At 64.0% G+C, this 12927-nt stretch carries 14 protein-coding genes; 7 read left to right on the top strand and 7 right to left on the bottom strand.

Annotated elements, in window-relative coordinates:
- Positions 1 to 64: 64 nt before the first annotated feature.
- The 3 genes from LO50_RS03220 to LO50_RS03230 are packed head-to-tail and all read right to left on the bottom strand — an operon-like array spanning position 65 to position 1738.
- Positions 65 to 649, bottom strand: coding sequence for an LON peptidase substrate-binding domain-containing protein (locus LO50_RS03220; RefSeq protein WP_044314100.1), 585 nt, complete (start codon positions 647 to 649; stop codon positions 65 to 67).
- 10 nt (positions 650 to 659) lie between these two features.
- Entirely contained in the window at positions 660 to 1379 is a 720-nt protein-coding gene (locus LO50_RS03225) for an LrgB family protein (protein WP_044314101.1), read from the bottom strand.
- On the bottom strand, positions 1376 to 1738 hold the full coding sequence (locus LO50_RS03230) for a CidA/LrgA family protein (RefSeq protein WP_014818946.1): 363 nt from the start codon (positions 1736 to 1738) through the stop codon (positions 1376 to 1378). Before LO50_RS03230 ends, LO50_RS03225 begins: the two co-directional genes overlap by 4 nt.
- A 228-nt stretch (positions 1739 to 1966) precedes the next feature.
- Here LO50_RS03230 and LO50_RS03235 point away from each other — a divergent pair, with 228 nt between their 5' ends.
- The 3 genes from LO50_RS03235 (at position 1967) to LO50_RS03245 (ending at position 4834) form a co-directional block, all read left to right on the top strand.
- Positions 1967 to 2422, top strand: coding sequence for a MaoC family dehydratase (locus LO50_RS03235; RefSeq protein WP_003301687.1), 456 nt, complete (start codon positions 1967 to 1969; stop codon positions 2420 to 2422).
- A gap of 77 nt (positions 2423 to 2499) precedes the next feature.
- The gene (locus LO50_RS03240) at positions 2500 to 4173 is read left to right on the top strand and encodes a C13 family peptidase (RefSeq protein ID WP_044314102.1); all 1674 of its coding nucleotides are present in this window, start codon (positions 2500 to 2502) and stop codon (positions 4171 to 4173) included.
- Between the two features lie 19 nt (positions 4174 to 4192).
- Positions 4193 to 4834 (top strand): oxidoreductase, encoded by a 642-nt coding sequence (locus tag LO50_RS03245; RefSeq protein ID WP_044314103.1) that lies wholly within the window; start codon positions 4193 to 4195, stop codon positions 4832 to 4834.
- A gap of 185 nt (positions 4835 to 5019) precedes the next feature.
- Here LO50_RS03245 and orn read toward each other — a convergent pair whose 3' ends face one another.
- Complete coding sequence (orn, locus tag LO50_RS03250) at positions 5020 to 5562, bottom strand: oligoribonuclease (RefSeq protein WP_044314104.1); 543 nt, start codon at positions 5560 to 5562, stop codon at positions 5020 to 5022.
- Between the two features lie 28 nt (positions 5563 to 5590).
- Complete coding sequence (locus tag LO50_RS03255; RefSeq protein ID WP_044314110.1) at positions 5591 to 6397, bottom strand: class I SAM-dependent methyltransferase; 807 nt, start codon at positions 6395 to 6397, stop codon at positions 5591 to 5593.
- A 123-nt stretch (positions 6398 to 6520) separates the two neighbouring features.
- Between LO50_RS03255 and rsgA the strand changes: the two genes are divergently transcribed.
- Complete coding sequence (gene rsgA, locus LO50_RS03260) at positions 6521 to 7552, top strand: small ribosomal subunit biogenesis GTPase RsgA (RefSeq protein ID WP_044314105.1); 1032 nt, start codon at positions 6521 to 6523, stop codon at positions 7550 to 7552.
- An 8-nt stretch (positions 7553 to 7560) separates the two neighbouring features.
- Here rsgA and motB read toward each other — a convergent pair whose 3' ends face one another.
- On the bottom strand, positions 7561 to 8562 hold the full coding sequence (motB, locus tag LO50_RS03265) for a flagellar motor protein MotB (protein ID WP_023444907.1): 1002 nt from the start codon (positions 8560 to 8562) through the stop codon (positions 7561 to 7563).
- A 9-nt stretch (positions 8563 to 8571) separates the two neighbouring features.
- Positions 8572 to 9423 (bottom strand): flagellar motor stator protein MotA, encoded by an 852-nt coding sequence (gene motA / locus LO50_RS03270; RefSeq protein ID WP_044314106.1) that lies wholly within the window; start codon positions 9421 to 9423, stop codon positions 8572 to 8574.
- A gap of 166 nt (positions 9424 to 9589) precedes the next feature.
- Between motA and LO50_RS03275 the strand changes: the two genes are divergently transcribed.
- From LO50_RS03275 to asd, 3 genes are read left to right on the top strand one after another with little or no spacing between them, the layout of a single operon-like run.
- The gene (locus tag LO50_RS03275; RefSeq protein WP_044314107.1) at positions 9590 to 11104 is read left to right on the top strand and encodes an HDOD domain-containing protein; all 1515 of its coding nucleotides are present in this window, start codon (positions 9590 to 9592) and stop codon (positions 11102 to 11104) included.
- Between the two features lie 47 nt (positions 11105 to 11151).
- On the top strand, positions 11152 to 11967 hold the full coding sequence (locus LO50_RS03280) for a rhodanese-like domain-containing protein (RefSeq protein ID WP_044314108.1): 816 nt from the start codon (positions 11152 to 11154) through the stop codon (positions 11965 to 11967).
- A gap of 11 nt (positions 11968 to 11978) precedes the next feature.
- Complete coding sequence (asd, locus tag LO50_RS03285) at positions 11979 to 12872, top strand: archaetidylserine decarboxylase (protein ID WP_044314109.1); 894 nt, start codon at positions 11979 to 11981, stop codon at positions 12870 to 12872.
- The last annotated feature ends 55 nt before the right edge of the window (positions 12873 to 12927 follow it).

The following is a 12927-nucleotide window of genomic DNA, read 5'->3' on the forward strand; positions in this document are numbered from 1 at the left end:
GCGACATCAAGGTTGGCCAGTGCGGCCCTAGGTCACGCTCGCGAACACACGGGGGCGACACGCCTTACGCCCCGTCCTGCAATTGCTCGAGCAGGCTTTGAATCTGCTCGAGCTGCGACGCTGGCTCGTCCAGCCCCAGCAATTCGATCTTCTGCTCCGCATCGAATGGCAACAGGTAGGCCAGCTGACTGGCCAGAGCTGCCTGATCGCTCACCGCGCCGCCCAGCCCCAGGGTTTTCACCATCGGATGCTGGCCCAGCGCGGCGAGCAGTACGACGAGGTCGGCGTGCTGTTCGGCCAGTGGCTGGCTATCGACTTCGCTGCGCCAGGCGACCTGGGCGACGGCCAGCTGGTCACGCAGTACTTCGAACGATTGCACATCGAAGCGCCGCCCGCCTTCGACCCGGATACCCAACAGGCCGTTGGGCAGCTGTTGCCAGTCGCGAATCAGCGCTTCGCAACCGATATGAGAGAACGCCGCCGGTGCTGCGCCAACCTCCTTGCCATCCAGAATATGCACCACGCCAAAGCCATGCCCAGCCTTGAGGCAGTGGCTGACCATGTCGAGATAGCGTGCCTCGAATATCTGCAGGTCGAGAAAACAACCGGGGAACAGCACGGTATCCAGCGGGAACAACGGCAATCTCATGGCGACTCCATCACAGCAGCAAGGCAACCACCAGCGGCAACAGCACCGCAGTCATTACCCCCATCAGGCTCATGGCCAGGGCCGCGAACGCACCGCATTCGTCGCTTTCCTGCAGCGCCTGCGCGGTGCCCACGGCGTGGGCGGTCAGCCCGAGCGCAATGCCGCGGGCCGCAGGATGCTGAACGCCAAACCGGCGCAACAGTTCCGGACCGAAAATCGCGCCGAGCACGCCGGTGATCATCACGAACACCGCCGCCAGCGCCACCACACCGCCGATCTGCTCGGCCACCAGCATGGCGATCGGCGAAGTGACCGACTTCGGCGCCAGGGTCATCAGGATCATGTCATCCGCGCCGAAAGCCCAAGCCAGGGCCATGCCCAGCGCCGTGGCAAACAAACCGGCGACCAGCAAAGTGATCACGATCGGGCCGAACAACTCGCGAATCCGCCGCAGGTTCAGGTACAGCGGCACGGCCAGCGCAACGGTGGCCGGACCCAGCAACAGCGTCAGCCACTGCGCACTGATGCGGTATTCGTCATAGTCGATACCACATAGCAGGAGGATGCCGACGATCAGCGTCATCGACACTAGAACCGGCTGCAGGAATACCCAGCGGGTCTTCTCATACGCCGCATACGCCAGCTGGAAGACAGCCAGGGTAATAGCCACACCGAACAGCGGATGATGGATCAGCGCCTCCCAGGCGGCCTGCCAGTGCAGTTCGATCATGCGCCCTCCTGCTGACGCTGCTTGCGCCGGATCAGCGTCTGCATCAGCCAGCCGGTGAAGACCAGCGAGACCAGCAGCGAAATTACCAGCACGCCGACGATGGCCCAGAAGTCATCGAGGATCGCCTCCGTATAGGCCATCACCCCAACCGCCGGCGGTACCAGCAGCAACGGCAGGTAGCGCAACAGGCTGCTCGCCGCCAGCTGCAGCGACTCGCTGGCCCGGCCGCGCGCCAGCAGGCCGGCGAACAGCAGCACCATGCCGATGATGGGGCCCGGCAGCATGGGCAGAAACAGCACATTGAGGACGGTGCCGAGCAACTGGAATGCGACCAGCCAGGTCAGGCCTCTGAGCAGCATGGGAGCCTCCCGCAAAATTGCGACAGTATAAAGGGCAACGCCGGCAGGCGCCCGCGCTGCGCTATGACCGGCCATTCGCGGTGCCGATGCTGGTTTGCCGCGACGCCTGCCCGTGCTGATCTAGAGCTGTAAATGACGCAGAGCCAGTCGGCCGCTTCGGGCCCGGCACTGCCCCTCTCTAGTCAGACTCACATCGCTGCAGCCATACAAGAACAATCAGGAGGACACATGCCACAGGTACCCGTCGCACAGCTCAAGGATTACATCGGCAAGGAACTGGGCCACTCCGAGTGGCTGACCGTCGATCAGCAGCGCGTCAACCAGTTCGCCGACTGCACCGGCGATCACCAGTTCATCCACATCGATGCCGAAAAAGCCGCGCAAACACCGTTCGGTGGCACCATCGCCCATGGTTTCCTGTCGCTGTCGTTGCTGCCGATGTTGTCTGGCGACCTCATGGTCGTGCCGGAAGGCACGCGGATGGGCGTCAACTATGGGCTGGACAGCCTGCGCTTCATCCAGCCGGTGAGGGTCGGCTCGCGGGTGCGTTTGGGACTGACGTTGATCGATGCCTACGAGAAGAATCCCGGGCAATGGCTGCTCAAGGCGCGCGCGGTGATGGAGATCGAAGGCTCGGAAAAACCGGCCTATATCGCCGAAACCCTGGCGCTGTGCGTCCTCTGAGCGGCAACTCTGCGCGATTGTCGCAGCCCGCTCGGTTTGCGGCATACTGCGGACGTCCTGCCTGAGCGGATGTCCGCATGCTGCGTCTTCTTCCCTTCCTGTTACTTGGTCTGCTCACCGCCTGCGGCGAGGGCGAGCCTCTCACCCCTGCCGATAGAGTGCTGCCGGACGGCGGCCGCTATCGCGGCGAAATCGTCGACGGCTTGCTGCAGGGCAGCGGTCGTATCGACTACCCGAACGGCAGCTACTACCTCGGACAATTCAAGGACGGCCAGTGGCATGGCCTGGGCACCTGGCAAAGCGCAACAGGCGATCGCTACGAGGGTGAGTTCAGGCACGGCTTGTTCGACGGCCTGGGCCGTTTCAGCTATGTCGAGGGTGGCGTCTACGAGGGCGAATTCCAGGCCGGACGCATGCATGGCCACGGGCGCTTCAGCCAGGACGGCACGGTCTACGAAGGCGAGTTTCGCAACAACCTCTACCACGGCCAGGGCAGCCTGGAATACGCCGACGGTTTCAGTCATCGAGGGCAGTTCAGTGAAGGGCAGCCGGATGGCCCCGGCACCCGCAGCGACGCCAATGGTCAGCTCAGCGGGCATTTCAGCGCGGGCAATCTGAATGGCGAAGGTCGCTTTTCGACCGAGCAGGGCGAGCGTTATAGCGGTCACTTCGAAAACGATCAGTTTCATGGCCAGGGACGCTACGAGGACGGCGAGGGAAACGCCTGGAGCGGCACCTTCGTCCAGGGCGAACTGAGCGGCACCGGCACTTATGTCGCCAGCGATGGCAGCCGCTACAGCGGGCAGTTCCGCAACTGGCGCTACCACGGCCAGGGCCGTCTCGATCGCGCAGACGGCAGCTTCTATACCGGCGGTTTCCGCCACGGACACTTCGACGGCGAGGGCGTACTGACCCAGGCCGACGGCACCGAGCTGCGCGGCAGCTGGCGTAATGACCGACGCGTCCGCGACGAGCAGGCACACGCGCTATCGGACCCGCTCGAGCTCGCCCTGCTGGAACAAGGCTCACTGCTCGAGCGTGCGATCAGTGCGCTACCGCCTTCCAGCCCTGCCCAGGACCTCTATACGCTGACCGTGGCCGGCGATGGCCGGCAGAGCGTGTTCATGCGCGAAACCGATTACGTACAGAAGCTGCTCGCCGAGCGTTTCGCCGCCCATGGCCAACTCAGCCTGGTCAACCACCGCGATCATCTCGTCGACCGGCCGCTGGCGACCCGGGAGAACCTGACCCGAGCGATTCGCGCGCTGGCCGAACGCAGTGGCGAGGAAGACCTGATCTTTCTCTATTTCACCAGCCACGGTTCGGCGGACCACGAACTGGTGCTGAACCAGCCGCGTCTTTCGCTGGACGACCTGCCGGCAGCGGATCTGGCGCAACTGCTCGCGCCGCTCGCCAAGCGCAAGGTCATCCTGGTGATCTCGGCCTGCTATTCCGGCGGTTTCATCGAGCCACTAAAGAACGAGCAGACGCTGATCATGACCGCCGCCCGCGCCGACCGGGTGTCCTTCGGCTGCTCCGAGCAGAGCGACTTCACCTACTTCGGCCGCGCGCTGTTCGCCGAAGCGCTGCAGGAAACCGACGATATCGTGCAGGCCTTCACGCTGGCCGCAGCAAAAGTTGCCGAACGCGAGCAGGCCGACGACTATCAGGCATCGGAACCGCAAATTTGGGCGCCGGAAGCGGTCGTCCAACGCTGGCAGGAGCTGCGGCAGCGGCGTGCCACCCAATGATCGCCACAGGAGCAAGACCATGTATTTGACGCCACAGCGCATTCTGCTTGCCGGCGCCACCGGACTCACTGGCGAGCACCTGCTCGATCGCCTGCTCAACGAACCCACCGTCGAACGCGTGCTGGCGCCCACACGCAGGCCATTGGCGGCCCATCAGCGCCTGGAAAACCCGGTCGGAGAGCTGCTGACGTTGCTGCCAACGCTGGGCGGCGAGATCGACACGGCCTTCTGCTGCCTGGGCAGCACGCTAAAGCAGGCCGGTGGCCAGGAGGCGTTCCGCGCCATCGATCATGATCTGGTGCTGGCGTTTGCCCGCCGGGCTAAGGAGATGGGCGCGCGTCACCTGCTGGTGATCAGCTCGCTGGGGGCCAACCCGGACAGTTCGATCTTCTACCTCAAGGTCAAAGGCGAAATGGAGGCGGCATTGCAGCAGCAGGACTGGCCACAGCTGACCATCGCCCGCCCCTCTCAACTGATCGGCCCACGCCTGGAGCCGCGGTTGAGCGAACGCATCGCGGCGCCCCTGTCGCAGCTGCTGCCGGGCAAGTACCACGGCATCGAGACCTGCACCCTGGCCCGCGCGCTGTGGCGACTGGCGCTGGAGGAAGGCGACGGCGTGCGCATCGTCGAATCGGACGAGCTGCGCAAGCTGGGGAAATGACTGTCGGCGCCTCGCCAAAAGGCGCCGATTGACCACAGGATGGACGACGCTGCAGCATCGCTCTCACGATCATCATCAGTGACGCAGGGTGGATGTCGCTTTTTACATCCACCTGGCCTCGTCGGTGGATCGGTGAAGCGTGATCCACCCAACGATCCGCAAACGCGTCAGGCGTTAACGCCCTTTCAGACCTTGATGAAATGCTCGCGGTAATGCCGCAACTCGGCGATGGAATCACGGATGTCGTCGAGCGCCAGGTGCGTGCCGCTCTTTTTGAAGCCTTCCATGATCTGCGGCACCCAACGTGCGGCCAGCTCCTTGAGCGTCGATACGTCCAGATTGCGGTAGTGGAAGTAGGCTTCGAGCTTCGGCATCTGCCGGTAGAGGAAGCGTCGGTCCTGGCAGATGCTGTTGCCGCAGATAGGCGACTTGCCTTTGGGCACCCACTGCTCGAGGAAGGCCAGCGTCGCCTGCTCGGCCTCGGCGGTGGAAATCCTGCTCTCACGCACGCGCTGGGTCAGGCCCGAGCCGCCGTGCTGACGGGTGTTCCACTCATCCATGCGCGCCAGTGTTTCATCGCTCTGGTGTACCGCGATCACCGGCCCCTCGGCCAGCACGTTGAGCTGACTGTCGGTGACGATGGTCGCCATCTCGATGATGACGTCGTTGTCCGGATCCAGACCGGTCATTTCCAGGTCGATCCAGATCAGGTTCTGCGGGTTCTGCATGGCGGGCTCCTTGGCTGTGCGGCGCAGTTTAGCCGCTCGTATCGACGCCGTCAGGTGTCGCGCCACCGGGGTACCAGATCAGCAGCCGCGAGCGGCGCCAGTTATTCAATTGCTGCACTTCAACCGGCTCGACCCCTGGCACCGCGAAGCTGTTGCTGATCAACAGCGCGCCGGGACGCATCTCGGCGCGCGCCTTGTCCCACAGGGCGGCCATGGGTGCGGGTGAGAGGAAGCAATAGACCACGTCATACTCGGCGAGATCGACCCGCCACAGACTGAGCAGGCGAATATGGCAGTTGCGCCGCGGCAGGCAGCGCAGCCAGGACAGTGCGAAGGTCAGCGGCGCGGTTTCCACGCCAATGAACTGCGCCGCCGGAAAGTCCCGTGCCAGGCGCGACAGCGTGCCGGCCAGGCCGCTGCCCAGGTCGATGTAGCGGAAACCCGCCGGCAGCTCGCTCAGCAGATTGCGCAACTGGCGCTCGGCTTCACGACCGGTCAGGTAGAGCGGCACGCGCTCGGTGAAGGCATTCCAGTTCAACAGCAACAACAACGTGAATGCGCCCAGCGGCAACCAGCCCGGCACATCGAAATCACGCAGCAACGCCAGGCCAGGAACGAACATCAGGTTGATCGCCAGCCACCAGGCCGACAGCCCGAGCCGGGCCCCGATCAGCGCCGCCAGACAGCCCTGCGCGACGGCCACAAGGATGAGACCGGGACGCACACCCAGCACGCCGACCAGTCCGAGCAATAGCAGCCAGACCACCAGCAGCGCCAACAGCTGGGCCAGCAGCGCACGCAGGATGGGCAGGCGAGTAACGACAGAAGCAGGCATGACCGACAATCGAACGGGTGAAGGAGCGCCAGTCTAACCCTCCGGCTTCAGCGCGATACAGGCCGAAGTGGGCGGGTTGCAGCATGCTAGACTCGCTCACCAACCTCAGAGACAACCGAATTCATGGCCAAACGCCAACTCAACCGCCGGCAGAACTGGCGTATCGAGAAAATCCAGGAAGAGCGCGCCGCCCGCGCCGCGCGGCGCGAAAGTCGTGCACTCGAAGAACTCGAAGTCGGCGATCTTGGCCCGGAGCAGACCGGACTGGTCATCGCGCATTTCGGCGTGCAGGTCGAGGTGGAAGCACTGGAAGGCGAACACAGCGGGCAGGTCTTTCGCTGCCACCTGCGCGCCAACCTGCCGGCACTGGTCACCGGCGATCGTGTGGTCTGGCGCCCGGGCAACCAGGGCATCGGTGTCATCGTTGCGCAGCTGCCGCGACATTCGGAACTCTGCCGCCCGGATACCCGTGGCCAGCTCAAGCCCGTGGCGGCGAACGTCGACCTGATCGTCATCGTCTTCGCGCCGCTACCGGAGCCCCACGCCAACCTGATCGACCGCTATCTGGTCGCCGCGGAGCACGCCGGCATCACGCCATTGCTGCTGTTGAACAAGGTCGACCTGATCGACGAGCAGAACGAAGCCGCGCTGAATCGCCTGCTGGAAGTCTATCGGCAGCTGAACTACCCGCTGCTGGAAGTCTCGGCCCACGGTGGTGGCGGCATGGAAGCGCTCAAGGCGCGGCTCGACGGCCACGTCAGCGTCTTCGTCGGGCAATCCGGGGTAGGCAAGTCTTCGCTGGTGAACAGCCTGTTGCCGGGCGTCGACACCCGCGTCGGGGCGCTGTCGGAAATGACCGGCAAGGGCACCCACACCACCACCACGGCACGTCTGTTCCACTTTCCCGGTGGCGGCGAGCTGATCGACTCCCCCGGCATCCGCGAATTCGGCTTAGGTCACGTCAGTCGCGCCGACGTCGAAGCGGGCTTCATCGAATTCCAGGATTTGCTCGGGCACTGCCGCTTCCGCGACTGCAAGCATGATCGCGAGCCCGGCTGCGCCCTGCTCCAGGCGCTGGAGGACGGGCGCATCCAGCCGCAGCGCATGAGCAGTTACCGACACATTCTCAGCAGCCTGCCAGAACCGGATTACTGATCTGGCGCTCAGCCCTCGCCGGGCTGACTGAACTGCAACACGCCATCTTCGAAGATGTTCAACCGCTCCCGCAGTTGCTCCGGCTGTAACGGCTCCTCCCCAGCCGGCGCCGCGCCGCCAGATGGCGCGACTTCGCCTTCGGCAGCACCGGTCGAATCCGTGGCCGCGGGCTGCTCATCCTCGATCGAACGCTGCGCCTTCTTGGTCAGCACCAGAATATCGATGCGGCGGTTGACCGGATTGAGCGGGTCCTTGCGATCGAACAGCGCGGACGAGGCGTAGCCCACTACCCGCGCGATCTGGTCTTCCGGGTAACCACCGATCACCAGCGTGCGGCGTGCAGCGTTGGCACGCCCGGCCGAAAGCTCCCAGTTGCCGAAGTCGCTGCGCCCCGAGAAAGGCTTGGCATCGGTGTGGCCGCTGACGCTGATTTTGTTCGGCACCGCGGCGATGGTGTCGACCAGCGCCAGCAGGATGTCTTCGAAGTAGGGCTGCAACTGGGCGCTACCGAGGGCGAACATGGGCCGGTTCTCGGCATCCATGATCTGGATGCGCAGGCCGTCCTGGGTGATTTCGAAAAGGATCTGGTCCTTGAACTTCTGCAGCTCGGGATTCTCGTCGACCTTGTTCTGCAGCTCCTGCAACAGCAGCTCGAGGCGCTCGCGCTCCAGCTGTTCGGCGAAGGTTTCCACCTGATCGCTATCGATCTGCGCTTCGCTCTGCGCCGGCTCCAACTCTGGATTGAGTGTGCGGTCCGGCGAGGGGGTTGGCGTCCCCCCCAGGTCGATGACGTGCGGGCTGGCGCTTTCGGTGAAGCCGATCGGATCCTGGAAGTAGCCGGAGATCAGTTTCTTCTGCTCTGGCGTCGCCGAACTCATCAACCACATCACCAGAAAGAACGCCATCATCGCGGTAGCAAAGTCGGCGAAGGCGATCTTCCACGCGCCGCCATGGTGGCCGCCCGCAACCTTCTTGACCCGTTTGACGATGATCGGTTGAGTGTTGTCCATGACGAGCCTTTAGCTGCCGCGCATGGCTTGCTCGAGCTCGGCAAAGCTCGGGCGATGCGCCGGATAAAGGACCTTGCGCCCGAACTCGACGGCCAGCGTCGGCGGCATGCCCGAGGCCGAGGCGACCAGCGTTGCCTTGATCGCCTCGTAGACGTTCAGCTCTTCCTTGGCGTCGTGCTCCAGCGCCGCGGCCAGCGGACTGAAGAAGCCGTAAGAGGCCAGGATGCCGAGGAAGGTACCGACCAGCGCGGTAGCGACCTTTTCGCCAATCTCGGCGTTGTTCGCTTCAGCCAGGATCGACATGGTGATGACGATACCCAGTACCGCCGCGACGATACCCATTGCCGGCAGGCCATCCGCCACCTTGGCGACCGCATGGGAGGGATGATCGAGCTCTTCCTTCAGGCTGTTCAGCTCCATATCGAACAGGCCTTCGAGTTCGTGCGGCGCCATGTTGCCGGACGACATGATGCGTAGGTAATCGCAGGTGAAGGCGGTCATGCGCTCGTCCTGCAGGAAGCCCGGGTACTTGCTGAACAGCGGACTGGCGGCGGGATCTTCCAGGTCAGCTTCAATGGCCATCATCCCTTCACGACGACTCTTGTTGAGGATCGAGTAGAGCAGGCTGAGCACTTCCAGATAATAGGTATGGGTAAAACGGGTGCTGAACATCTTCAGCGATTTTTTGAACACCAGCATGGTGGTGCTGGCGGGGTTGGCCTGCAGAAAACCGCCCAGCGCCGCACCACCGATGATCATCACCTCGAACGGATGGATGAGCGCGCCGATCTTGCCGCCAGAGAGCACGAACCCGCCCAGCACGCTGGCGAACACGACGATAATCCCGATTATTTTGACCATAGGAGGTACGTCTAAAACCTGGTTACGAGCCGTCCGGATCAAGGGCAAATAAACGCCCAGAATCGCCACCAGACGACCTTGCGAAAGGAATGTTGGAAGAATTGTTCTGGTTATCGGAACTTTTGCGCCAGACTAAAGGCCATCCCGATGAAAAGCTAGTTCGGCCATGACCACCACACCTCCGCTGCCACGCACGATACCCGCCTGGATCAAGGCTCTCGACGATGCACCCCTTCCAGCGTTTGCCGGCGTCCATGGCAAGGTGCGACTGGCGCTGCGCGACAGCAGCAAGTCGATGCGGCAGATCGCCGAGCTTATTCAGAACAGCCCCGTGCTGGCGCTGCGTTTCATCCAGGAGGCCAATCGAGGCATCGGCGACAGCCAGCCGGCCGAGAGCCTGGAGGTCGCGCTCAGCCGCATCGGCCTGCAGCGCGCCGAAGCGCTGCTGGCGCGCATTCCGGCCATGGAGGCCGCCGACATGCCGCAGCCACTGCGGCAACTGGTATTAATCAGCCGCCACGCCAGCCAGCAGGCCAACGGACTGTTCGCCGCCCGCCTCGCACGACTGTGGCAGGACATTCACTGGGGCAGCCTGCTGTTCCTGTCTCCCGCCTGGGCGCTGATAGGCGCCTATCCGCATCTGCTCGACAGTTGGGAGCAGCGGGTACTGGTCAAGGGCGAGCCGGCCAGCAGGGTCGAGCGCGAGCTGCTCGGCGTATCCCTGCTGGAGCTGTGCCTAAGGCTTGCTGAGCATTGGCGGCTGCCAGACTGGATCATTCAGGGTTATCGCCTGCTGGGCACCGATCGGCGGCGCCTGATCAAGGCCCTGCATATTGCCCACGACAACGAGCACCCGCTGCATCAGCAGCAGATGCTCGACGCCGACCCCGAGCTACGCCGCTGGCTTACATTGCCGAGCAACACCATCGTGCTGGCCAACGGCTTGGCGCTATCGGCACACCACAGCTGGAGCGGCGTGCACAGCCTGCGCTGGCAACGGCTGGCCGGACTGTACCTGCAGGTGCCGCTGGACGAGATGCAACAAATGGTGCACCAGCAGGCGGCGACCAGCGCCCGGGAGATCGGCCGGACCGATCTCTGGCATCCGGCTCAAGGCCTGCTGTGGCCTACCGGTACCCGTTTTCAGGTGTTGCGTGCTGCGCCGGTAGCAAGCGATGCCGATCTAGCCGAATGGCGCGAGCACTGTCGCCGCCTGCTCAGCGAGCCGACGCCGTTCAGCAACGTCTTGCAGCTGACCGCTACCGCCAGCCAAGCCCTTGCCTGCGCGGGTATGCAGCGCACACTGGTGTTGCTGTTCGACCGAAAGCAGAACCGCCTGGTCGCCCAGCAATCGGCCGGCCTGCCAAGCGATGCTGCGCGACTTACCCTCACCCCCGAGCAGAGCCAGATCGTGCGCCGCCTGCTGGAAAAGCCGGCACAGCTGCGCCTGCAGCCGGCCAACATGGCACAGTTCTCGGCCTTGCTGCCCGGCAGCCTGAAAGCGCTTTTCAGCGGCGAACATCTGCTGTTGCGCTCGCTGGGCATCGACGGGCGCGTGCTGATGCTGGTGGTTTCCGACAAGAACGGCGCACCCTTCTCCGACACTACCCTGCAAACATTCGCTAAAACAACGCAGTGCATCGAGCGCGCATTGGCTACCTTCAGCAGGCGCGGGGTCTGAGCTTTTTCGCTAGACTTCGCCCCTTCTACGACTAGATGAGGGCTGCCGTGTCCGCCTTTTCCAACCTGCCGCTGGTGATCGAGCCAGCCGACCTGGCCGCACGCCTGGAGGCGCCGGAGCTGATTCTGGTCGACCTGACCAGCGCCGCCCGTTATGCCGAAGGCCACCTGCCGGGCGCTCGCTTCGTCGATCCCAAACAGACCCAGCTCGGCCAGCCGCCAGCGCCGGGATTGCTTCCGGACATTGCGCAACTGCAGCGATTGTTCGGCGCACTGGGTCATCGGCACGACGCGGTGTACGTGGTGTATGACGACGAAGGCGGCGGCTGGGCCGGTCGTTTCATCTGGCTGCTCGACGTGATCGGCCATCACCACTACCACTACCTGAACGGCGGGCTGCACGCCTGGCTCGGCGAGGCGCGACCGCTGACCCAGCAGATACCCGAGGCGGCGCCCGGCCTGCCGAACCTGACGCTGGACCCCGCCCCAATCGCGACCCGCAGCTACATCGAAAGCCGCCTCGGCGCAGACGATCTGGTGATCTGGGACGCGCGCTCGCCGGCCGAATTCCGTGGCGAAAAACTCTTTGCCGCGCGGGGCGGCCACATACCCGGGGCAATCAACTTCGAGTGGACCGCCGCCATGGACCGTGCTCGCGACCTCCGAATCCGCGAGGACATCGCCGAGCAATTGGAGGCACTGGGCATCGTCCCGGAAAAGGAAGTCGTAACCCACTGCCACACCCATCATCGCTCCGGCCTCACCTACCTCCTGGCCAAGGCACTCGGCTACCCACGCGTCAAGGGCTATGCCGGCTCCTGGTCCGAATGGGGCAACCTGCCTGATACACCGGTGCAGCAATGAAAAGGACCCACATGAAAGATCGCCTGTTCGTCATCAGCCAGTACGTGCTGCCCCATCACCTCATCTCCCGCCTGGCTGGCTGCCTGGCCGAGTGCCGGCTGCCGTGGGTGAAGAACACCTTCATCAAGTGGTTCGTCCGGCATTTTCAGGTCGACATGCGCGAGGCCCAGGTCGAGGAGCCCACGGCCTACGAGCACTTCAATGCCTTCTTCACCCGCGCATTGAGAGACGGTGCCCGCCCGCTGGATCAGACTCCGGGCGCCATCCTCAACCCCTGCGACGGCGGCATCAGCCAGTTGGGCCGGATAGAACAAGGCCGTATCTTCCAGGCCAAGGGCCACAGCTACAGCGCCATGGAGCTGCTTGGCGGCGATCACGAACGCGCTGCTCCGTTCATGGGCGGCGCGTTCGCCACGGTCTACCTCTCGCCCAAGGATTATCACCGCGTGCATATGCCGGTCAGCGGCACGCTGCGGGAGATGGTCTACGTGCCGGGGCGCATCTTCTCGGTCAACACCGTCACGGCGCAGGGCGTGCCGGAGCTGTTCGCACGCAATGAGCGGGTAGTCTGCCTGTTCGATACCGAGCACGGGCCAATGGCCATGGTGCTGGTCGGCGCGATGATCGTCGCCAGCATCGAGACCGTCTGGGCTGGGCTGGTCACACCGCCCAAGCGCACCTTGAAGACCTTCCGCTACGACGCAGCGGCGCGTGCGCCCATCCATCTTGAGAAAGGCGCCGAGATGGGCCGCTTCAAGCTGGGTTCAACGGTGATTCTGCTGTTCGGACCGGAGCAGGTGCGCTGGGCTGAACAACTGGGGCCGCTGAGCCCCGTGTGCATGGGCGAAGCGCTGGGCCTGGCGACATCCAGCCCAACCGCCACCGACCCGCTCGAAACCCTCTGATTCCCGCCCCCGCGACGTTCGGCAGCCCATAACTGCCGAACGTCGGCTAATATCA

The sequence above is a fragment of the Stutzerimonas stutzeri genome (assembly GCF_000935215.1).
Lineage (GTDB): Bacteria > Pseudomonadota > Gammaproteobacteria > Pseudomonadales > Pseudomonadaceae > Stutzerimonas.